The organism is Pseudomonas sp. JAI120 (assembly GCF_014207255.1).
Classification (GTDB): Bacteria; Pseudomonadota; Gammaproteobacteria; order Pseudomonadales; family Pseudomonadaceae; genus Aquipseudomonas.
In genome coordinates this window covers 121,796-143,735 of record NZ_JACHCZ010000007.1, presented here as the reverse complement: position 1 = coordinate 143,735, position 21,940 = coordinate 121,796, and the positions used below count along the sequence as shown (strand labels likewise).

Sequence of the window (21,940 nt, the reverse complement as noted above, 5' to 3'; positions counted from 1 at the left end):
CTTATTGGATCCCGAGAGGATCCGCGCGCCCCGTCAGAGGTAAGTCGATTCCCATGAAACGCACCGGCCGCGCCCTGGTACTGGGCTGCCTGTTGCTCCTTCAGCCGCTGCTGGCACATGCCCAGGCAGGCGGCAACTCGTTGTTAATTCCAGCGATGGGTCGTTGCACCCTCAATACCCAGCCAGACAGCCAGGCCGAAGCCCTGAGCGCGTGTCAGAAACAGGCCGACGGCGGGGATGCGCAGGCGCAATACGAGTTGGGCGAGTACTACCACGACAGCAAGAACCCGGCCCGTGACCTCAACAAAGCCTTGAGCTACTTCGAGAAAGCCTCGTTGCAAGGCCACGCCCAGGCGCAATTCCAATTGGGTACCATGTTCTTCAAAGGCGAAGGCGTGCCCGCCAATAACGTCCAGGCCTATATCGTGCTGAAAATGGCCGCGGTCAACGGCGCTGAAGACGCGCTGGACACCGCCGACGAAGTCGCCGAGCACATGCAACGCGATGAATTGGAAGTGGCCACCCAGGTCCTGGGGCAGATTTTCCGCAACTACCTGCTGGAGCTGCAGAGTGCCGATGGGCGCTCGCCCTTCTCACCCCTGCCCTGATCAAGGCGATAACAGATAACCCTGTCGATATGCCTTCGGGCCTGCGACATGAGCAATCGTCATACCAGCGGTAGCCATTCGCCGTAGTGACCGAACATACAAAAGCCCCCCGCGCGTACAAATGACCGGAGTTACGTGGTCGGTGATCGGATCAATGATTTCGGCCAGGACTTGCCCCGCCTCCAGGGAATCGCCCACCTGCGCGCAAAACACAATCAAACCTCCCACCGGACTGATCACGGGCTCTACCCCGGCCAACGGCGTCGGCGCGTGGAGTAATGGCGGCGGGGGCGGCGCATGGCCATCAATGGCTCCGCGCTGAATCAGGTAGTTAATCAGTGCCTGGCAATCCTGCCGCGCCAGGCCGTGGTCCACATCGGCAACACCTCGCAATTCCACCGTCACCGCGAACCCCGGCGCTGTAAAGCGCCCGGTAAACCGCGCCTGCATCTGCGCCCAGAACAACGTAAAGCACTCATCGAACGACTGCCCTCCTGCCTCCTTGGTGAGAAAGCATGCCCTGGCGCCCAGGTAGCGAGCCAAGGGCTCCACCTGTGACCAGAAATCCGGTGACAGGTACAAGTGCTGCACGGCTTCGAAATCACAATGCAGGTCCAGTACGATATCAGCGTCACAGGCCAGCGTTTGCAGGACCAAGCGCATCGATTGCAACTGCGTCGCCGGTACTTGGCAGGCAAGCGTTTGCCGCAGGCTGGAACGGATCAGTTGCAGATTGTTGGCAGGATCATCGGTCAACAGGTCTTGCACGCAATCACCGACCTGCTGGCTCACATCAAGGAAGAAACGGTTGAAGTTCTCCCGGCTATCGTTATCGAAGCGCCCCTGAGGCACGTCCATCAGCACCTGTTCCAACCCCAGCGGATTGGCCAACGGCACCAGCACAACCGACCAACGCAACAATCCGGCCGCCTCCAGCTGCGCCAACCGTTGCTTCAGATGCCATAGGACCAGCATCCCCGGCAACTCATCGGCATGCAGCGAGGCCTGGAGGTAGACCTTGCCAGGCGCATTGTCTGGACCGTAATGAAAGCTATGGATCTGTCGTGCCGTACCCGGCACAGCCGCCAGTAACTCGTGTATGTGAGCCTGCATATCGGCCTCCTATCGGCCTGGATCAAGAAAGCGCAGCCAACGCCGTTCTGCCAGGCGAAACAGACCGACCAAGGCAAAGGTGATGCACAGGTAAAGGACTGCGGCGAGGCCGAAGGATTGGAAGGTCAGGAAGGTGGCAGCGTTGGCATCCCGGGCCACTTTGAGGATGTCCGGCACGGTGGCCGTAAACGCCAAGGTGGTGGAATGCAGCATGAAAATCACTTCATTGCTGTAGTAGGGCAATGCGCGGCGCAGGGCCGAAGGCATGATCAAGTGGACATACAGCTTCCAACCATCGAACCCCAAGGACCGCGCAGCCTCGATTTCACCGCGCGGCATCGCTCGAATCTCACCTGCCAGTATTTCCGTGGTGTAGGCCGCGGTATTCAGGGCGAACGCCAACAGCGTGCAGTTCAGTGCCTCGCGGAAAAACCCATCCAGCAGTGGTTGCTCACGAACCGCAGCAATGCTGTAGATACCGGTGTAGAAGATGAGCAACTGGATATACAGCGGCGTGCCGCGAAACAGATAGGTGAAGCTTTGCACCGGCCAACGCCACCGGCGCCGCGAGGACGCCCTGGCAATGGACAGTGGCAGTGCAAGCAGCAGGCCGAAACACAGCGAGGCACTGGTCAGCCACAGGGTCATGGCCAGGCCTGTCAGTTGTTGACCGTCGGAATAGAGCAACGGCTGCCAGTACTCCTGGATCAACTCGATCATCGTGATGACTCCTGCACACCGCCGCAGTAACGACGCGCCAACCAGCGCAACGCGAGGCTTGAAACGCTGCTGAGCAACAGGTAGACCGATGCCGCCATCAGCAAAAAGGCCAACACCTGTTGGCTGCTCTTGCCCGCTACCTGGGCCACTTTGATCAAATCCGCCAGGCCGATGATCGATACCAGCGCAGTGGCCTTGAGCAAAACCATCCAGTTATTGCCCAGCCCTGGCAGGGCGAACCGCATCATTTGCGGGAATATCACGTGCACGAAAGCTTGGCTGAAGGTCATGCCCAAGGCCTTGGCGGCCTGGAACTGACCGCGAGGCACGGCCAGCAAGGCGCCGCGAAAGGTTTCGGTGAAATAGGCGCCGTAGATAAACCCCAAGGTGAGCACTCCTGCGCTGAAAGGGTCGATTTCGATGTAGGCCCAGCCCAGTTCCTGTGTCAGACGACTCAAGCCGGTTTGTGCCCCGTAGAAAATCAACAACATCAAAAGCAGGTCCGGCACCCCACGGATCAGGGTGGTGTAGAGCTGTGCGCAGAAGCGCCAAGCCCTGCACCCGGACAGCTTGGCGCCTGCACCCAGCAGGCCGAATACCAGCCCCAACAGCAGTGATAACAACGCCAGTTGCAGTGTGATCCAGACACCGTGCAACAACAGCGGCGCGAAATCGTCCAAGGTTGCAGCGAATTGCGTGAAGGTCGGTAGCATGGTTGGGTCCTCGCCGATCATTGACCGCTGAACATATCCACACCCGGAAAGTACTGTTCTTGCAGCCGGGCATAGGTGCCATCGACGTGCAGGGCGGCCAACCCGTTGTCTAGCAAGGCTTTCAACACGTGGTTGCCCTTGGCGATACCGATAGCACTTTGGGAGGGCATCAGTTCGCTTTCAATCAACGGCCCCAGCACGAACCCCGCGCCTTGGGGCAGGCGCAAAAATCCGCTTTGCGCCTGCTGGGCATCCTGCAGCGAAGCCTGCAAACGTCCCGCTACCAGATCGGCGTAGACCTGCTCCTGATCGGCGTACGCCACGACCTTCATGCCCCGTTTAACGAGCACTTGGCGGGCGTAAGTTTCTTGAGTACTGCCCTGCAAATAGCCCACGGCCGTACCCTTGGCCAGCTCAGTGCCGGGGCGGAATACCATGGCAGTAGGGCTGGAAAACACCTCTGAGGAAAAATCGATCACCTTTTGCCGTGCTTCGGTGACCGTCATTGAAGCCAGGATCGCGTCGATCTTGCCGGCGTTCAGGCTCGGGACCATTCCGTCGAAGTCGCTCTCGACCCACTGGCAGCGAATATTCAAATGTGCGCAAACAGCATTGCCTATATCAACTTCGAAACCAGTCAAAGTTCCCGTCCGGTCCTTATAGGCAAACGGAGCATAGTTGGGATCGACACCGAAACGAATTACCGTATATTCGTCGGCAACGAGTGGCGCGTTTATAAAGAACAGGGCAAATAACATCAGGATTATTTTTTTCATTATTGTATTCCTCGTTATTAATGAAACAGCAGTAACCGCTACACCTCGATCAACGGAATTTCTCGACGTACAAATAAAGAATCAGCAGGCGCATCGAACTCTCGTGCCATTCGATGCCCCGAATAGACCGCAGCGGCTATCGTGCCGGGTGCCATGCAGTCGCCGATCAACGACAGCGTGCTGATGCCGGCCGCACGCAGGTGCTCGGGCGCGTTATTCAACGCGTGAAACAGCGTCTGCTCGGGTTCGCGGGACGTGACCAACAACAGGGACGCTGCTGGAATAAAGCGAGTTCGCTCGGTGTAGACGCACCCGGCCAGCACACCTTCCGGCATACCGCTGACCAGTGTGTGGGACGGGATGATCGTGACATTCAACTCCAGCAGCCGACGCTGGATGCGATGCTGCTCCAGGGTGTTGTGGGTCCACGCCGCCACATCCGCCGCCGGGGTGACGAATACCACGTCCACGCCCCGCGCCACCAAGTGCTCGGCCAATACACTGCCCATGTAATAGTGATCGTCGTCGAACAGCAGCACCGGTGAAGGCGGCAGTACACCCGCCATCAGATCGTCCGGCGTCAGCACGGGCAGGCATTCCAGACCCGGTAAGGTGCACCGCAGGGCGCGCCCCAGCCCGTCCCGCCGCCAGCGAGAGCCGGTGGCGATAAACACATGTTCGGCAGCAAAGTCGAGGATGTCCTGGGCCTGCAATGGGCTTTCCCGATATATCTCGACCGATGCCAGGCGGCTCAAGGCATCCAGTCGATAGTCGATGACTCGCGCCCAACTCGCCAGCCCCGGAAGCCGGGCCTCCAGGGCTACGCGTCCGCCCAGCGTGCGCTGGCTGTCTACAAGCGCAACGTCCATCCCTCGCGCGCCCAGTATCCGCGCGCACTCAAGCCCTGCAGGGCCGGCGCCGACCACCAGGGCGCGCCCAGGCTCATACGTACGCTTCACCGACTCGGGGTGCCAGCCGCGCCGCCACTCCTCGCCCATGGTTGGATTCTGAGTACAACGCAAAGGCGTGCTGGTGTGATCGCCACTGACACACACATTGCAGCCAATGCATTCACGGATCTCTTCAGCGCGCCCCTCTTCAATCTTTTTTGGCAGGAAAGGATCGGCAATCGAAGGGCGGGCCGCGCCAATGAGGTCGAGAACGCCACGGCGGACCATGGAGACCATAGTGTCCGGCGAGGTGAACCGCCCGACGCCGACTACCGGCTTGCAAGTCAACGCCTTGAGCCCCAGCAGGAAGGCCTCTTGATAACCTTCCGAGGCAAAGCGCGCGGTGACGCTGTCGTTGGCCCAATCGGCGACATTTACATCCCACAGGTCCGGCAAGTTCGCCAGCATCGAGAAAATTTCAGTACCTTCGCCCTCGCGACACAGACCGCCGGCCATCTGCTCATCCACCGCCAGGCGCACCGCCACGGCGCACCGATCACCGACCGCATCGCGGGTGTCTTCAATCAATTCGCGCAACAGGCGCACGCGGTTTTCCAGTAGGCCGCCGTACTCATCGGTGCGCCGGTTATTACGCGGCGTGAGGAAATGGAATGGCACGCTCAGGTCATGCCCGGCATAGACATAAATGATGTCAAAACCCGCGTCCCGCGCCCGCAGGGCGGCTGCGCGGTGCATGGCGCGTAACTGCTGGATATCGGCACGACTCATGGCCCGCGCCTGCACGGGGTCATAACCACGCACTGGCGTATTGGAGGGCGCCCAGGGGATTTCACGGCTGTAGCGGTTGGGCGCGGAGTAACCATTGAACGCCAACTCGACGCCGGCCAGTGAACCGTGCTCGTGGACCGCCTCACACATCCGAGCGAGTGCCGGAATGTCGCGTTCATCCCACAAACGCGCCTCTATATACGGAGAGAACTCGCTCAGCGGGCTGATCTCACATTCTTCGGTACAGACCACGCCCCACCCTCCCTCGGCTTTTACGCCGCGCATACGGGCCATGGCCGACGGATGCACATGACCCATGCCATTACAGTGGGGAACTTGATAAAAACGGTTGCGGGTGCGAACCGGGCCTATTTGTACCGGTTCAAACAGAATGTCATAACGAGGATCGCGCACAAGGCTACTCCCGAACAGATAAGTCCGTTGATGACTGCGTGAAAAGAAACTCGGCGTTAACTAATAGCGTGGCGTAATAGTGCAACAGTGCGCTAATGCCCACGCGCTTCAAAAGCAAACTTTTTTGACGGCTCATTAATTAACAAGCGAAACTAAAACGCCACTGAAACAGGGGAAACGTCGAGGCACTTTCTTATTGGTATATTCATGACGCCCTCTCTGCATAAACAAAATCTGCTATTTTTCAAACAAAATGTCTATGCACGAGAGAGCAAAATCAGAAACGCCCTACAAAATAGTTGAAATTCACTTTTCAGGCATCGGCATCGGAAACGGCATGACATTGCTCACGCCCCGGGCTTCGCTGATTTTCGGCGTGCCCAGGCGCTCGACTTCGTCGATGCGCACAATCGAATGCATCGGCACAAAACTGCGCACCACACCTTCGAACTGGGCCTTGAGTTTTTCCTCGCCCGGATCGACGACCAGCTGCGTGCGCTCGCCAAAGACGAACTCTTCCACTTCCAGGAAGCCCCACAGATCACTTTGATAGATCTGCTTGGCGTACATTTCGAACACCTGGCCCTGGTTGAGGAAAATCACCTTATAGATTGGAGCTTCACGTTTGGTCATGGTGGGTGAGGAACACATGGGGGATATAAAAGAGGGCGCGAACTATAGCATGGCACCCGATGCACAGCGCTAGGAACCGATGGGCATGACCCCTATAATGCGCGGTTCTTTACCACCAGTTGACGATTCCCATGGCCAAGAAGCTTTATATCGAAACCCACGGTTGCCAGATGAACGAGTACGACAGCTCGCGCATGGTCGACCTGCTGGGTGAACACCAGGCCCTGGAAGTCACCGCCCGCGCCGAAGATGCCGACGTGATCCTGCTCAATACCTGCTCGATCCGTGAGCGAGCCCAGGACCGTGTGTACTCGCAGCTGGGCCGCTGGCGCGAATTGAAACTGGCCAACCCCGACATGGTGATCGCCGTCGGCGGTTGCGTGGCCAGCCAGGAAGGCGCCGCGATCCGCGACCGTGCGCCGTATGTCGACGTGGTCTTCGGCCCACAGACCCTGCACCGCCTGCCGGAAATGATCGACGCCGCACGCATCACCAAGCTGCCCCAGGTCGACGTCTCGTTCCCGGAAATCGAAAAATTCGACCACCTGCCCGAGCCGCGCATCGACGGGCCGAGCGCCTACGTGTCGGTGATGGAAGGCTGCAGCAAGTACTGCACCTTCTGTGTGGTGCCCTACACCCGTGGTGAAGAAGTCAGCCGGCCGTTTGACGACGTGCTCGCAGAAATCATCCACCTGGCCGAAAACGGCGTGCGCGAAGTGACCCTGCTGGGCCAGAACGTCAACGGCTATCGCGGCCTGACCCACGACGGGCGCCTGGCTGACCTGGCGGAGTTGATCCGCGTGGTCGCTGCGGTGGATGGCATCGAGCGCATTCGCTACACCACCTCGCACCCGCTGGAATTCTCCGACAGCCTGATCCAGGCCCATGCCGAAGTGCCGGAACTGGTCAAGCACCTGCACTTGCCGGTGCAGTCGGGCTCGGACCGCATCCTCTCGGCGATGAAGCGCAACCACACCGCCCTGGAATACAAATCCAAACTGCGCAAATTGCGCGCAGCGGTGCCAGGCATCTGCATCAGCTCGGACTTTATCGTCGGCTTCCCCGGCGAAACCGAGAAAGACTTCCAGCAGACCATGAAGCTGATCGAAGACGTCGGTTTCGACTTCTCCTACTCGTTCGTCTACAGCCAGCGCCCAGGCACCCCGGCGGCGGACCTGTTGGACGAAACGCCGGAAGCGCTGAAAAAAGAGCGCTTGAACGCGCTGCAACATCGCCTTAACCAGCAGGGTTTCGAGATCAGCCGACAAATGGTCGGTTCGATCCAGCGCATCCTGGTCACCGACTACTCGAAAAAAGACCCTGGCGAGTTGCAGGGCCGCACCGAGAACAATCGAATCGTCAACTTCCGTTGCGATAATCCAACCCTGATTGGCCAATTTGCCGATGTGCACATCGATGCGGCGCAACCGCACTCGTTGCGTGGGTCGCTGGTGCAATAAGCGTGGGAGGGGGCTTGCCCTCGATGGCGGCGAATCAGAGCACTCATTGATTGCCGGCACACCGCTATCGGGGGCAAGCCCCCTCCCACATTGGAACCGTGCAACATTCCAATGACGTAAGTGCTTTCGTACCCGCGTCACTGGCGTTATCCTCTCTTTCACTTAAACAGCCAAAGGGCGGCTAAAAGCAACCTTGAACGCACCCATAGCAGAACCCCATCGTTTTCTCCTCGAGCCCTTTGAGGCTCGCCGTTTCGCCAACCTGTGCGGACAGTTCGACGAGCACCTGCGCCTGATCGAACAACGCCTGAGCATCGAGATCCGCAATCGCGGCAATCAGTTCGAGCTTATTGGCGACCCCCAACACACCACGTCTGCAGAAAACCTGCTGCGTCGCCTCTATCGCGAGACCAAGGGCAGTGAACTGTCGCCGGAAACGGTGCACCTGTACCTGCAGGAGTCAGCCGTGGAAGACCTGGCCAACAACCCGGTGGCCGAAGCCAGCGTTGCCTTGCGTACCAAAAAAGGCATGATTCGCCCTCGCGGCTTGAATCAGCAGCGCTACGTCAAGGAAATCCTCGGCAACGACATCAACTTCGGCATCGGACCCGCCGGTACCGGCAAGACCTACCTGGCCGTGGCCTGTGCGGTCGACGCCCTCGAGCGCGAGCAAGTACGCCGTATCCTGCTGGTGCGCCCAGCGGTGGAGGCCGGTGAAAAACTCGGCTTCCTGCCCGGCGACCTGGCCCAGAAGATCGACCCGTACCTGCGCCCGCTCTACGACGCGCTGTACGAGATGCTCGGCTTTGAATACGTGGCCAAGCTGATCGAGCGCCAGGTGATCGAGATCGCTCCGCTGGCCTACATGCGCGGCCGCACCTTGAACAACAGCTTCATCATCCTCGACGAAAGCCAGAACACCACCGTCGAGCAGATGAAGATGTTCCTCACCCGGATCGGTTTCGGCTCCACCGCCGTGATCACCGGTGACGTCACCCAGGTCGACCTGCCCAAAGGCACCAAGTCCGGCCTGGCCCAGGTGATCGAGGTGCTCAAGGATGTGCCGGGTATCAGCTTCACGCACTTCATGCCCAAGGACGTGGTCCGCCACCCGCTGGTGCAGCGCATTGTCGAAGCCTATGAGCGCTTCGACCACCGCGATGACGCACCGGCCAAGGACGTTCGCCGCGATGCTTGAGCTTGACCTGCAGCTGGCCACCGAAGCGCCCGCCCCCAGTGAAGAACAGTTCCGGCAATGGTGCGCCCTGGCCCTGCGCCAGCGCACCGCCGACTCGGAACTGACCATCCGCCTGGTGGACGAGCCCGAGGGTCGCGAACTGAATCACACCTGGCGCCAGAAGGACTACGCGACCAACGTGCTGTCGTTTCCCGCTGACGTACCCGATGAGTTACTGGACATCCCCTTGCTGGGCGACCTGGTGATCTGCGTCGAGGTGGTCGAGCGTGAAGCAAAGGAACAAGGCAAGGAACTCGAGGCTCACTGGGCCCATCTAGTCATCCACGGCTGCTTGCATCTCTTGGGTTACGACCATATGGACGATGAAGAAGCCGAGGAAATGGAAGCGCTGGAACGAACGTTGCTTGCAGAATTGGGTCACCCTGATCCGTATGCAGACGACGAAAACTGATCAACACTCAACTGTCACATCAAAGGATTTAGAGTAATCGCTATGAGCGAAGACCGATCGAGCAACGGGCAAAAGTCATGGCTGGGTAAACTGACCCAGGCTTTTGCCCACGAGCCGAAAAACCGCCAGGAGCTGCTGGAGCTGCTGCGTGAGGCCCATCAGAACAAGTTGCTGGACAGCGAAGCGCTGGCCATCGTCGAAGGCGCCATCCAGGTGGCTGACCTGCAGGTTCGGGACATCATGGTCCCGCGTTCGCAGATGATCAGCATCAAGGCGACCCAGACCCCACGGGAATTCCTCCCGGCCGTGATCGACTCGGCGCACTCGCGCTACCCGGTGATCGGTGAAAGCCATGACGACGTCATGGGTGTCCTGCTGGCCAAGGACCTGCTGCCGCTGATCCTCAAGGAGAACGGTGACAGCTTCAACATCAAGGACCTGCTGCGTCCGGCCACCTTCGTGCCCGAGTCCAAGCGCCTGAATGTGCTGCTGCGCGAATTTCGCGCCAACCACAATCACATGGCCATTGTGATCGACGAATACGGCGGCGTGGCGGGCCTGGTGACCATCGAAGACGTGCTGGAACAGATCGTCGGCGACATCGAAGATGAGCACGACGTCGAAGAAGACAGCTACATCAAGCCACTGCCCAGTGGTGACTTCCTGGTCAAGGCGCTGACGCCGATCGAGAACTTCAACGAGTTCTTCGACAGCGAATTCTCCGACGATGAGTTCGACACCGTCGGTGGCCTGGTGATGAGTGCGTTCGGGCATCTGCCCAAGCGTAACGAAACCACCGAGATCGGCGCCTATCGCTTCCGCATCCTGAATGCCGACAGCCGCCGCATCCACTTGATTCGCCTGACACCTATTGCCCGCTAAGGATTGATATGCGCCGTCTGACCCGCCCCGGCTGGCCCGGTAATTTGCTGGCCGTGGTGGCCGGCGCCATCACCACCCTGGCGCTGGCGCCGTTCGACCTGTGGCCATTTGCACTGGTCGCGGTCGGATTGTTCTATATCGGACTGCGGGAACTGACGCCGCGTCAGGCCTTGGGCCGTGGTTGGTGCTTCGGTTTCGGGCTGTTTGGCGCCGGTACCAGCTGGATCTATTACAGCATCCACCACTTCGGCGGCGCTTCGGTGCTGCTGGCGGGGTTCCTGATGCTGTTGTTCACCGCCGCCATTGCCTGGTTCTTCGCCCTGCCCGCCTGGCTATGGGCGCGCTGGTTGCGTCGCAATGAAGCACCGTTGGCAGATGCGCTCACGTTTGCCGCATTGTGGGTCGGCCAGGAAGCCTTTCGCGGCTGGTTCCTCACCGGATTCCCGTGGCTGTACTCCGGTTACAGCCAGCTCGACGGCCCACTCACCGGCCTGGCGCCAGTGGGCGGCATGTGGCTGATTTCGTTTGCCCTGGCACTGACGGCGGCCCTGTTGTGCAACCTGCCGCGCCTGCTGGCGGCCAAGCGCAATGCATTTATCGGCGCTGGCCTGGTGTTGCTGGTAGCGCCCTGGGCCATCGGCCTGGCGCTCAAGCATCATGCCTGGACCACGCCTTCCGGCGCGCCGCTGACCGTCGCTGCGATCCAGGGCAACGTCGAACAAAGCATGAAGTGGGACCCTGAGCAGCTCAATGCGCAGCTCGCGCTGTACCGCGACATGAGCTTCAGCTCCAAGCCGGTCGACCTGTTGGTGTGGCCGGAAACGGCGGTGCCGGTGCTCAAGGAGTCCGTCGAGGGCTACCTGGGGATGATGGGCAAGTTTGCGGCCGACCGGCACACCGCGTTGATCACCGGCGTGCCGATACGCCAGGAAGTGCATCACCAGAAGCGCTACTTCAACGGCATCACCGTGGTGGGTGAAGGTGACGGCACCTACCTCAAGCAGAAGCTGGTGCCGTTTGGCGAGTACGTGCCGCTGCAGGATATGTTGCGCGGCCTGATTGCCTTCTTCGACCTGCCCATGTCGGACTTCGCCCGCGGCCCTGCCGACCAGCCGATGCTGCAAGCCAAGGGCTATCAGATTGCGCCGTTCATTTGCTACGAAGTGGTGTACCCGGAATTCGCAGCCGGCCTTTCAGCCCAGAGCGACCTGCTGCTGACCATCAGCAATGACACCTGGTTCGGCCGCTCCATCGGCCCCTTGCAGCACCTGCAAATGGCGCAGATGCGTGCACTGGAGGCTGGCCGTTGGATGATCCGCGCCACCAATAATGGCGTGACCGGGTTGATCAACCCGTTTGGGCAGATCACCGTGCAGATCCCGCAGTTCGAACGCGGCATTCTCTACGGCGAAGTGGTGCCAATGCACAACCTGACGCCGTACCTGCAATGGCGCTCGTGGCCGCTGATCATCGTGTGCCTGGGGTTGTTTGGTTGGGCGTTGCTGGCAGGCCGGATGTCAAAAACCGTCTAACAGACAATGCACAACCAATGTGGGAGGGGGCGGTGTTATCGATAGAACAACCGATACCCCACCTGCCCCACCGCCTCGTTGATCAATTGCCCGCTCTGCCACACCGACTTGAACTCCGGCAGCCAGCCGCCCAGCGGCCGGGCGTTGTCCACGCCCAGGAACCCCACCGGCGCCGGCACCACGGTGAAGCCGGCCTGTTCAAAACTCCACACCGAACGCGGCATGTGCCAGGCCTGGGTCACGACCACCACACGCTTGATGCCCTCAGGCAATAGAATCTCGGCACTCATCTGCGCGTTTTCCCAGGTGGTTCGGCTGCGCTCTTCCCTCCAGCGCACAGCAACGCCGAAGTCATCCTGCATCGACACCGCCATCAATTGCGCCTCGCTGGGCGGCCTGCCGTAATGCAGGCCGCCGGTCGTCAACACCGGCAGCCCGGAGGCCTTGGCCAATCGCGCGGCATACCGTTGGCGCTCCAGGCCGATACCGGTCGGCTGATCAGAACCCCATGCCGGGTCGCCGCGCTCGCGTCCCGAGCCCAACACCACAATGGCGTCGGCGCGCTGGGCCAGGGTCGACCAGTCTTCACGGGCCAACGGCGGTTCGGCCTCCAGGGCACGCGCGCCCCACTCCACCGTCACCGGCATGCTGATCAACCACATGCCGCCAAACCCCAGGGCAAAGCAACAGCCGGCCAAACGTGGGCGACTGCGACGAAACCACCAGGCAAGAGCCAGCAGCAGCAAGAGGATGCCGGGTGGCAGGAGCAGTTGTTTGATGAAATAACGAATAGGCATCGGGCATCTCCAAAGATGCCCGAAGCCTAAGGTGTAACGGGGTTCAGCGACAATCTTTACAGTGACATGGCACGATGACGTGATTCAGGCGAGTGAACTACTTGAAGCGGGCGGACCGGAGCCTTTCCGGGCCACGACCGGCCGACAAGTCCTTGAGCCACACCACCTTGGCTGAGTGCGTAGGCTCTTTGGCTGGCGGGGTTGCCACCCAAGGAGGCGCACTGCGCTTGTTACGTTCCAGGTAAGCTTTGATCAGTTCCAGCTCCGCACGGCTCAAACCGCGCAGTTCCAACTCGACGGGCCGTTCATCACGCAATCGGCCCGCGGTCCTCGCTGCATCCAATGCACGACCCAATCGGTCGATCAGTCCTTCGTAGATTTCCGGTTTCGTTGCGATTCGCTGCGATTCGACCATCCCCTCACCTCATTGAAGAAAGACTTGCTCCCCAATAAACAGCGTAGTCCCCGTGGCTGCGCCTGCCCGGCGCCGCGACAGACGGCCCTCGCCGCGCAATCAGGGTTTCCCTCGATAGAGTGGGGTCATGTATGCTACGGCGCTTCCTGTAACTCCACTTCCCGCAGGGTTTGGGCACGGACGCGCCGCTTTTTGGTGTCGAACAACCTGAACGTTGCACCGAAGAGGATTAGGCCACCCCTATTCAGTTCAAAAGTAGCCATGCACGAACAATATCAGCCCCGTGAAATAGAAAATGCCGCCCAAACCTTCTGGGACGAGCAAAAGTCCTTTGAAGTCAGTGAACAGCCAGGCAAGGAGACTTTCTATTGCCTATCGATGTTCCCTTACCCCAGCGGCAAGCTACACATGGGGCATGTGCGTAACTACACCATCGGCGACGTGATCTCCCGCTACCAGCGCATGCAAGGCAAGAACGTCCTGCAGCCCATGGGTTGGGACGCCTTCGGCATGCCGGCGGAAAACGCCGCGATGAAAAACAACGTGGCCCCCGCCAAGTGGACCTACGAAAACATCGCCTACATGAAGACCCAGCTGCGCAGCCTGGGCCTGGCGGTGGACTGGTCCCGCGAAGTCACCACCTGCAAGCCGGACTACTACCGCTGGGAACAATGGCTGTTCACCCGCCTGTTCGAAAAAGGCGTGATCTACAAAAAAAGCGGCACCGTGAACTGGGACCCTGTCGACCAGACCGTCCTGGCCAACGAACAGGTGATCGACGGTCGCGGCTGGCGCTCCGGCGCGCTGATCGAAAAGCGCGAAATCCCGATGTACTACTTCAAGATCACCGCCTACGCGGATGAACTCTTGTCGAGCCTCGACGATTTGCCGGGCTGGCCTGAACAGGTCAAGACCATGCAGCGCAACTGGATCGGCAAGTCCAAGGGCATGGAAGTGCAATTCCCGTACAACGTCGACTCCATCGGCGAAGCGGGCGCACTCAAAGTCTTCACCACCCGTCCCGACACCCTGATGGGCGCGACCTACGTCGCCGTGGCCGCCGAGCACCCGCTGGCCACCCAGGCCGCACAGAACAACCCCGAGCTGCAGGCGTTCATCGCCGAATGCAAAGGCGGCAGCGTGGCTGAAGCCGACGTCGCCACCCAGGAGAAAAAAGGCCTGCCGACCGGCCTGTTCGTCGAGCACCCGCTGACCGGCGAGAAGTTGCCGGTATGGGTCGCCAACTACGTGTTGATGCACTACGGTGATGGCGCAGTAATGGCTGTGCCGGCCCACGACGAGCGCGATTTCGAATTCGCCACCAAGTACAACCTGCCGATCAAATCGGTGGTGCGCACCAGTTCGGGCGACACCAACCCGGCGCCGTGGCAGGACGCCTACGGCGAGCACGGTACGCTGATCAACTCCGGTGAGTTCGACGGCCTGGACTTCGCCGGTGCCTTCGACGCCATCGAAGTTGCACTGATCAAGAAGAACCTCGGTGCCTCGCGCACCCAGTTCCGCCTGCGCGACTGGGGCATCAGCCGCCAGCGCTACTGGGGCTGCCCGATCCCGATCATCCACTGCGAAACCTGCGGTGACGTGCCGGTGCCGGAAGACCAACTGCCGGTCGTCCTGCCGGAAGACGTGGTGCCGGACGGCGCCGGTTCGCCATTGGCACGCATGCCTGAGTTCTACGAGTGCAACTGCCCGAAATGCGGCCAGCCGGCCAAGCGTGAAACCGACACCATGGACACCTTCGTCGAGTCCTCGTGGTACTACGCTCGCTACGCGTCGCCTCATTACGAAGGCGGCCTGGTGGAAAAATCTGCAGCCGACCACTGGTTGCCGGTAGACCAGTACATCGGTGGTATCGAACACGCCATTCTGCACCTGCTGTACGCGCGCTTCTTCCACAAGCTGATGCGCGACGAAGGCCTGGTGAGCTCCAACGAACCGTTCAAGAACCTGCTGACCCAGGGCATGGTGATCGCCGAGACCTACTATCGTCGCGAAGCCAATGGCGCCTACACCTGGTTCAACCCAGCGGACGTCGAGCTTGAGCGCGACAGTAAAGCCAAGGTCATCAGCGCCAAACTGATCGCTGACGGCCTGCCGGTGGAAATCGGCGGCACCGAGAAGATGGCCAAGTCGAAGAACAACGGCGTCGACCCTCAGTCAATGATTGATCAGTTCGGCGCCGATACCTGCCGCCTGTTCATGATGTTCGCTTCGCCGCCTGACATGAGCGCCGAATGGTCCGACTCCGGCGTCGAAGGTTCGCACCGTTTCCTCAAGCGCGTCTGGCGCCTGGCGCACGCCCATGTCAGCCAGGGCCTGCCGGCCAAGCTCGACGTAGCGTCGTTGAGCGACGAGCAGAAACTCATTCGCCGCAGCACTCACCTGGCCATCAAGCAAGCCAGCCAGGACGTGGGCCAGAACCACAAGTTCAACACCGCCATCGCCCAGGTGATGACGCTGATGAACGTGCTGGAAAAAGCCCCGCAAGCGACCGAACAGGATCGCGCACTGGTGCAGGAAGGCCTGGAAACGGTCACCCTGCTGCTGGCGCCGATCACGCCGCACATCAGCCACGAACTGTGGAGCCGCCTGGGCCATAGCGACGCGGTCATCGATGCACGCTGGCCGGTGCAGGATGACAGCGCCCTGGTACAGGACACGCTGCAACTGGTCATCCAGGTCAACGGTAAACTGCGCGGCCAGATCGACATGCCGGCCAGTGCCAGCCGTGAAGAAGTCGAAGCGGCCGCACGGGTCAACGAGAACGTGCTGCGTTTTACCGAAGGCCTGACGATCCGCAAAGTGATCGTGGTGCCTGGCAAACTGGTCAATATCGTCGCTAGCTAATCGGATCGGGCGTGGGGCTCAAGCCCTGCGCCGAACAAAGCCTTCAGGGCCTCGATAAGGCCCACATGGTTTCAAGGGGAGCAACAAAATGATCAAACGCAATCTGCTGGTTATGGGCCTTGCCGTACTGCTGAGCGCTTGCGGCTTCCAGCTGCGCGGCACCGGCACCAATGACCTGACGATCAAGGAACTGGACGTCAGCGCTCGCGACGCCTACAGCGAAACAGTGACCCAGCTGCGCCAGGTCCTTGAAAACAGCGGCGTGCACGTCTACACCGGCGCGACCTACAAGCTGTTCCTGGCTAACGAGAAAGAAACCCAGCGCAACCTGAGCTACGCCAGCGCCGGGCGCGCGTCCGATATAGAACTGAGCACCGTGCTCAGTTTTGAAGTCCAGGGCCGCGATCGCCTGCCCTTGATGAACGACGACATTCAGGTGCAGAAGATTGTCAGCCACGATGGTAACAACCTGGTGGGTTCGGACTCCGAAATCATCCAGGTGCGCAAGGAGATGCGTCGCGAGCTGGTGCAACGCATGGTCCTGCGCCTGTCGCTGCTGACTCCGCAACAACTCGAAACCTTGCAGCAACGCGCTGACGACAAGGCCAAGGCCGATGCCGACGCGCTGAAAGCAGCGAAAGAGTACGAAGACAACACGCCGAAACAATCGCCTGTTGAAGTACCTGTCGAGTAAGCCAGACGGGGCGCCCCAGGCGCCCCGTTCACCCTGCCTATGAAACTCGCCCCCGCCCAACTCGCCAAACACCTGCAAGGTGGCCTCGCGCCTGTCTACATCGTCAGCGGTGATGACCCGCTGCTGTGCCAGGAAGCCGCCGACGCCATCCGTACCGCCGCACGCCAGCAGGGCTTCGATGAACGCCAGGTATTCAGCGCCGACGCCAGTTTCGACTGGGGCACGCTGCTGCAAGCCGGTGCAAGCATGTCGCTGTTCGCCGAAAAACGCCTGCTGGAGCTGCGCCTGCCTTCGGGCAAGCCCGGCGATAAGGGCGCGGCGGCACTGATGGAATACTGCTCGCGGCCCGCCGAAGACACGGTGTTGCTGATCAGCTTGCCCAAGCTCGACGGCAGCGCGCAGAAGACCAAGTGGGGCAAGGCCCTGGTGGAGGGGGCGCAGACCCAGTTCATCCAGATCTGGCCAGTGGACAGCAATCAGTTGCCGCAATGGATTCGCCAGCGCCTGTCCCAGGCGGGGCTGTCCGCGACACAGGATGCAGTGGAGCTGATCGCCGCGCGGGTCGAAGGCAACTTGCTTGCCGCCGCCCAGGAGATCGAAAAGCTCAAGCTGATGGCCGAAGACGGGCAGATTACCGTCGAGACCGTCCAAGGCGCAGTAGCAGACAGTGCACGTTTTGACGTGTTCGGGCTGGTGGATGCGATCCTCAACGGCGAGCCCGCCCATGCCCTGCGCATGCTCGAAGGCCTGCGCGGCGAAGGGGTGGAGCCACCGGTGATTCTCTGGGCCCTGGCCCGGGAGCTACGGGTATTGGCCAATATTGCCCTGCAATACAGCCAGGGCACGCCGCTGGACAAGTGCTTCAGCCAGGCTCGGCCACCGGTGTGGGACAAGCGCAAACCCCTTATGAGCAAAGCCCTGCAACGGCACTCGGCGCAACGCTGGGCGCAGCTGTTGCTGGAGGCGCAGCGCATTGATGCACAGATCAAGGGCCAGGCGGCGGGTTCACCGTGGATGAGCCTCAGCCGTTTGTCGCTGTTGATGGCCGGTCAGCGCCTGACATTACCAGCGGAATAACCCTAGTTTCCACACACCACAGAACCAATGTGGGAGGGGGCTTGCTCCCGATGGCGGCGCTGAAGTCGACACATGTATTGACTGAAACACCATCATCGGGGGCAAGCCCCCTTCCACACTTTTGATTGCGTTTACAATTCATGGGCTTTACAGCGGCCTGACTTCGGCAGATTATTTGCGCCGCATCCCCCCCATCAAGAGCATCGACCATGAGCAAAAAGCCATCCAAGCATGGCCCCAACAAGGCCAAATCCACCATCGCCCAGCCACTGTTCCGCAGCCGTCAGGAACGCGCCGGCAAGGGCAAAGGCAGCTACCGCCGCGAAGCCTTCCAGTCTAATAGCTGGGAGGCTTCTTACTTTCTGGCTGCCTGAAGGCAAGCGCCCCTCTGGCATGATAAGGTCTGTGCCTGATTTGTAATTCCTGGACCTGTGCATGCCCTCTTGTCTTTCCCGTCGTTGGCACCTTCGCCAATTGATCGCTGCCTCCAGCCTCATTCTGCTTGTCGCCTGCGCGGAAAAACCCACCGCCGCCGATGCCCAACCCTTGCCGAAGCTCCAGACCGCACCCGTGGTAGCACCTGCCGTCGTGGCCCCCCTGGCCGTGGACAATCTCGACATCCAACCGACCCAGACCTTTGCTGAATGGCAGGCTGGCTTTCGCGCGCAAGCCCTGCAGGCCGGCATCACGGCCGACGTTTTCGACACTGCATTCGCCAATGTCACCCCCGATATGGCGGTGATCCGCGCCGACCGCAGCCAGCCGGAGTTTTCCCGACCGGTGTGGGAATACCTCGACGGCGCCCTGTCGCCGCTGCGCGTACGTAATGGCCAGGCGTTGCTGGTCAAGTACGCCGACATCCTGCAAAGCATCGAGCAGCGTTATGGTGTCGACCGCCAGGCGCTGGTCTCGGTGTGGGGCATGGAGAGTAACTTCGGCCAGTTCCAGGGCAACAACTCGGTGATCCGCTCCCTGGCGACCCTGGCCTATGAAGGCCGCCGCCCGGCCTTTGCCCAGGCGCAATTGCTCGCGGCGTTGCAGATCATCCAGCACGGCGACATCGCCGACGACCAGATGAAGGGCTCCTGGGCCGGGGCCATGGGCCAGACCCAGTTCATTCCGACCACTTACAACACCCACGCGGTGGACTTCGATGGCGACGGTCGCCGCGACATCTGGAACAGCCCGGCCGACGCCCTCGCGTCCACCGCGCACTACCTGCAAAGCTCCGGTTGGCAGAAAGGCCAGCCGTGGGGCTTTGAAGTCAAGCAATTGCCGGCGAACTTCGACTACACCCTGGCTGACGGCGGCGTGCGCAAGAGCATTGCCGATTGGATGAAACTGGGCATTCAGATGCCACCGGGCGCGAGCATGCCGCCGAACGTCGACCAACTGTCCGCCGCCCTGCTGCTACCGGCAGGCTACCGTGGCCCGGCGTTCCTGGTGCTGGATAACTTCCGCGCGATCCTCAAGTACAACAACTCGTCGTCCTATGCACTGGCAGTGGGTCTGTTGTCGGAGCGCTTTGGCGGCGGCGGTGTGATTCGTGGCGATTGGCCGAAGGATGAACTGCCACTGAGCCGTTCCCAGCGCATTGACCTGCAGACGGCGCTGAGCGCCAATGGCTACGACGCCGGCAACCCGGATGGGATTATTGGCGCAAACACGCGCAAGGCGATTCGGGCGGCGCAGCAGGCGCTGGGCTGGCCGGCGGATGGGTATCCGACGGTGAAATTGCTGGAGTCGCTGCAAAACCGATAGATCCGCGTATGGCGACTACCGCAATCGGGTGCTTGCCCCCGATTGCGGTGTCTCAAACGCCAACAGACTCAGGACCTGAGCACCACATCCTGCTCCAACACCACCCGCTGCTCCCCCGCATCCAACCGTACCAATGCGCCCATCGGCAGCGTCAGGTTCGGATCGCAATGCCCGCTGCGCCAGCCGGCCAGTACCGGTATGTGCAACGGCTCGAACGTCTGCTTCAGCAGGCGCTCCAGCGCAACGTTATCCACACCCGCCACATCCCCTGCCAGCACACCCGCGACCTGCGCCAACTTGCCCGCCAGACGCAAGTGGGTCAGCAGACGGTCAATGCGGTAGATCGGCTCGTTGACGTCTTCAATAAACAGGATGATGCCTTCAGCGTCGATTTCGTAAGGCGTCCCCATGACCGCCGCAATCATCGACAGGTTACCCCCCAGCAAGCGCCCACAGGCAATGCCAGGCTCAATCGTGGTCAGCGGGTACGCCACTGGGTGCGCCAGCACACTGCCGGCGCCCAGCTGGCCGCGCAAAAGGCCGAACAATGATGACTCGGTAGGTTGTTGTTTGCCGCCGAGCAGGTCGGCATTGAGCATCGGCCCGTGGAAGGTCACGAAACCGGCGTAACGGTTGATTGCCAGGTGCAGGGCGGTGATGTCGCTATAGCCGACGAACGGCTTGGGATTGGCACGCAGCAGGTCGAAATCCAGCGCGTCGAGCAGCCGTGGTGTGCCGTAACCACCGCGCAGACAGAAGATAGCGTCGATGTGCGGATCGGCAAAAGCCGCGTGCAGGTCACGCAGGCGCACTGCATCGCTGCCGGCGAGGTAGCCGTCGCGTTCATAGACTCCGGGGAAAATTCGCAGATCGTAGCCGCGCGTACGCATCCATTGGCCGGCCTTTTCAACGTCCAGCACGGCGGGGCCGGCGGGGGCGATCAGGGCGATGGTGCCTTCAGAACGAAGGGCTGGAACGGCTGCAGTCATACACAACTCTCCCTAACTAACGCAGAACGAAATGTGGGAGGGGGCTTGCCCCCGATAGCGGTGGATCAGCCAGCACATGTAGCGACTGACATACCGCAATCGGGGGCAAGCCCCCTCCCACACTGGATCTAAACCCCTATCAGGAAACCAGGCTAGCCTTGACCAGCTTGGCCTGCTCGTCGGCGTGGTACGAAGAGCGTACCAACGGGCCCGAGGCGACGTTCTTGAAGCCCATCTTGTAACCTTCTTCGGCGAACCAGGCGAAGGTGTCCGGATGCACAAAACGCTGCACCGGCAAGTGGCTGCGCGACGGTTGCAGGTACTGGCCCAGGGTCAGCATGTCGATGTCGTGTTCGCGCATGCGCTTCATGACTTCGATCACTTCTTCATCGGTCTCGCCCAGGCCCAGCATCAAGCCGGATTTGGTCGGGATGTGCGGCATCATCTGCTTGAATTTCTGCAGCAGGGTCAGCGACCACTGGTAGTCCGAACCTGGACGCGCGGCCTTGTACAGGCGTGGCACGGTTTCCAGGTTATGGTTGAACACATCCGGCGGCTCGGCAGCGGTGATTTCCAGCGCGACGTCCATACGGCCACGGTAGTCCGGCACCAGGGTCTCGAGCATCACGTTCGGCGACAATTTGCGGATTTCGCGGATGCAGTCGGCAAAGTGCTGGGCACCGCCGTCGCGCAGGTCGTCACGGTCTACCGAGGTGATCACCACGTATTTGAGTTTCAGGTCGGCGATGGCGATGGCCAGGCTTTCCGGTTCGTTGACGTCCAGTGGCTTGGGCCGGCCATGGCCGACGTCGCAGAACGGGCAACGACGGGTGCAGATGTCACCCATGATCATGAAGGTGGCGGTGCCGCCGGAGAAGCATTCGCCCAGGTTCGGGCAGGACGCTTCTTCGCACACGCTGTGCAGCTTGTGTTTGCGCAGCAAGGCCTTGATACGGTCGACTTCCGGCGAAACCGGGATGCGCACGCGGATCCAGTCGGGCTTTTTCGGCAACTCGGTGGTCGGGATGATCTTGACCGGGATGCGTGCAACCTTCTCGGCGCCGCGCAGCTTGACGCCGGCTTCCACCTTGGCACGCGGGGCCGGGGCCGGACGCTCGGTGATGTCCAGCGTCGGGATCATGGTTTGCACTGCATCAGTA

21 protein-coding genes are annotated in these 21,940 nt (G+C 60.8%); 11 read left to right on the top strand and 10 right to left on the bottom strand.

From position 1 onward, the window contains the following. The first annotated feature begins 53 nt into the window (after window positions 1–53). A complete protein-coding gene (locus HDC32_RS28205) occupies window positions 54–608 on the top strand; it encodes a tetratricopeptide repeat protein (protein ID WP_131700112.1) in 555 nt (184 codons plus the stop codon). On the opposite strand, the gene HDC32_RS28200 is transcribed toward HDC32_RS28205, so the two are convergent. The 6 genes from HDC32_RS28200 to HDC32_RS28175 all read right to left on the bottom strand — a co-directional run bounded on the left by HDC32_RS28200 (window position 609) and on the right by HDC32_RS28175 (window position 6,656). Beyond that, window positions 609–1,721, bottom strand: a complete 1,113-nt coding sequence (locus HDC32_RS28200) for a succinylglutamate desuccinylase/aspartoacylase family protein (protein ID WP_145336716.1) — start codon at window positions 1,719–1,721, stop codon at window positions 609–611. Between the two features lie 9 nt (window positions 1,722–1,730). After that, on the bottom strand, window positions 1,731–2,441 hold the full coding sequence (locus HDC32_RS28195; RefSeq protein ID WP_131700110.1) for an ABC transporter permease: 711 nt from the start codon (window positions 2,439–2,441) through the stop codon (window positions 1,731–1,733). Further along, window positions 2,438–3,154, bottom strand: a complete 717-nt coding sequence (locus HDC32_RS28190; RefSeq protein ID WP_131700109.1) for an ABC transporter permease — start codon at window positions 3,152–3,154, stop codon at window positions 2,438–2,440. Before HDC32_RS28190 ends, HDC32_RS28195 begins: the two co-directional genes overlap by 4 nt. Window positions 3,155–3,171: 17 nt before the next feature. Beyond that, complete coding sequence (locus HDC32_RS28185; protein ID WP_184746305.1) at window positions 3,172–3,930, bottom strand: transporter substrate-binding domain-containing protein; 759 nt, start codon at window positions 3,928–3,930, stop codon at window positions 3,172–3,174. 38 nt (window positions 3,931–3,968) lie between these two features. Then, window positions 3,969–6,023 (bottom strand): FAD-dependent oxidoreductase, encoded by a 2,055-nt coding sequence (locus HDC32_RS28180; protein ID WP_184746304.1) that lies wholly within the window; start codon window positions 6,021–6,023, stop codon window positions 3,969–3,971. A 306-nt stretch (window positions 6,024–6,329) separates the two neighbouring features. Continuing rightward, window positions 6,330–6,656, bottom strand: coding sequence for a DUF1820 family protein (locus HDC32_RS28175; protein WP_003236992.1), 327 nt, complete (start codon window positions 6,654–6,656; stop codon window positions 6,330–6,332). Between the two features lie 131 nt (window positions 6,657–6,787). Here HDC32_RS28175 and miaB point away from each other — a divergent pair, with 131 nt between their 5' ends. The 5 genes from miaB to lnt all read left to right on the top strand — a co-directional run bounded on the left by miaB (window position 6,788) and on the right by lnt (window position 12,179). Continuing rightward, window positions 6,788–8,116 (top strand): tRNA (N6-isopentenyl adenosine(37)-C2)-methylthiotransferase MiaB, encoded by a 1,329-nt coding sequence (gene miaB / locus HDC32_RS28170; protein WP_053138071.1) that lies wholly within the window; start codon window positions 6,788–6,790, stop codon window positions 8,114–8,116. Window positions 8,117–8,309: 193 nt separating this feature from the next. Next, a complete protein-coding gene (locus tag HDC32_RS28165; protein WP_131700106.1) occupies window positions 8,310–9,314 on the top strand; it encodes a PhoH family protein in 1,005 nt (334 codons plus the stop codon). Then, window positions 9,307–9,765, top strand: coding sequence for an rRNA maturation RNase YbeY (ybeY, locus tag HDC32_RS28160; RefSeq protein ID WP_184746303.1), 459 nt, complete (start codon window positions 9,307–9,309; stop codon window positions 9,763–9,765). Before HDC32_RS28165 ends, ybeY begins: the two co-directional genes overlap by 8 nt. 42 nt (window positions 9,766–9,807) lie before the next feature. Continuing rightward, window positions 9,808–10,647 (top strand): HlyC/CorC family transporter, encoded by an 840-nt coding sequence (locus tag HDC32_RS28155; protein WP_005791724.1) that lies wholly within the window; start codon window positions 9,808–9,810, stop codon window positions 10,645–10,647. An 8-nt stretch (window positions 10,648–10,655) separates the two neighbouring features. Beyond that, the gene (lnt, locus tag HDC32_RS28150; RefSeq protein WP_131700105.1) at window positions 10,656–12,179 is read left to right on the top strand and encodes an apolipoprotein N-acyltransferase; all 1,524 of its coding nucleotides are present in this window, start codon (window positions 10,656–10,658) and stop codon (window positions 12,177–12,179) included. Window positions 12,180–12,214: 35 nt separating this feature from the next. Here the strand turns inward: lnt and HDC32_RS28145 are convergent, their stop codons facing one another. Together HDC32_RS28145 and HDC32_RS28140 are read right to left on the bottom strand one after the other, a co-directional pair. Next, window positions 12,215–12,976 (bottom strand): YdcF family protein, encoded by a 762-nt coding sequence (locus HDC32_RS28145; protein WP_184746302.1) that lies wholly within the window; start codon window positions 12,974–12,976, stop codon window positions 12,215–12,217. A 97-nt stretch (window positions 12,977–13,073) separates the two neighbouring features. Further along, the gene (locus HDC32_RS28140; protein ID WP_053138081.1) at window positions 13,074–13,391 is read right to left on the bottom strand and encodes a hypothetical protein; all 318 of its coding nucleotides are present in this window, start codon (window positions 13,389–13,391) and stop codon (window positions 13,074–13,076) included. A gap of 261 nt (window positions 13,392–13,652) precedes the next feature. Here HDC32_RS28140 and leuS point away from each other — a divergent pair, with 261 nt between their 5' ends. The 5 genes from leuS to HDC32_RS28115 all read left to right on the top strand — a co-directional run bounded on the left by leuS (window position 13,653) and on the right by HDC32_RS28115 (window position 19,791). Further along, entirely contained in the window at window positions 13,653–16,259 is a 2,607-nt protein-coding gene (gene leuS, locus HDC32_RS28135; RefSeq protein WP_184746301.1) for a leucine--tRNA ligase, read from the top strand. A gap of 88 nt (window positions 16,260–16,347) precedes the next feature. Beyond that, window positions 16,348–16,953 (top strand): LPS assembly lipoprotein LptE, encoded by a 606-nt coding sequence (lptE, locus tag HDC32_RS28130; RefSeq protein WP_131700101.1) that lies wholly within the window; start codon window positions 16,348–16,350, stop codon window positions 16,951–16,953. A 39-nt stretch (window positions 16,954–16,992) separates the two neighbouring features. Then, window positions 16,993–18,030 (top strand): DNA polymerase III subunit delta, encoded by a 1,038-nt coding sequence (holA, locus tag HDC32_RS28125; protein WP_131700100.1) that lies wholly within the window; start codon window positions 16,993–16,995, stop codon window positions 18,028–18,030. Between the two features lie 209 nt (window positions 18,031–18,239). Further along, window positions 18,240–18,404 (top strand): alternative ribosome rescue factor ArfA, encoded by a 165-nt coding sequence (gene arfA / locus HDC32_RS28120; RefSeq protein WP_145336732.1) that lies wholly within the window; start codon window positions 18,240–18,242, stop codon window positions 18,402–18,404. A 61-nt stretch (window positions 18,405–18,465) separates the two neighbouring features. Further along, on the top strand, window positions 18,466–19,791 hold the full coding sequence (locus HDC32_RS28115; protein ID WP_184746299.1) for a lytic murein transglycosylase: 1,326 nt from the start codon (window positions 18,466–18,468) through the stop codon (window positions 19,789–19,791). 68 nt (window positions 19,792–19,859) lie between these two features. Here HDC32_RS28115 and HDC32_RS28110 read toward each other — a convergent pair whose 3' ends face one another. Next, entirely contained in the window at window positions 19,860–20,780 is a 921-nt protein-coding gene (locus HDC32_RS28110; protein ID WP_184746297.1) for an LD-carboxypeptidase, read from the bottom strand. 139 nt (window positions 20,781–20,919) lie between these two features. Next, window positions 20,920–21,921 carry a lipoyl synthase gene (lipA, locus tag HDC32_RS28105; RefSeq protein WP_057444888.1) on the bottom strand — a complete coding sequence of 334 codons (1,002 nt, stop codon included), beginning with the start codon at window positions 21,919–21,921 and terminating at the stop codon, window positions 20,920–20,922. Between the last annotated feature and the right edge of the window lie 19 nt (window positions 21,922–21,940).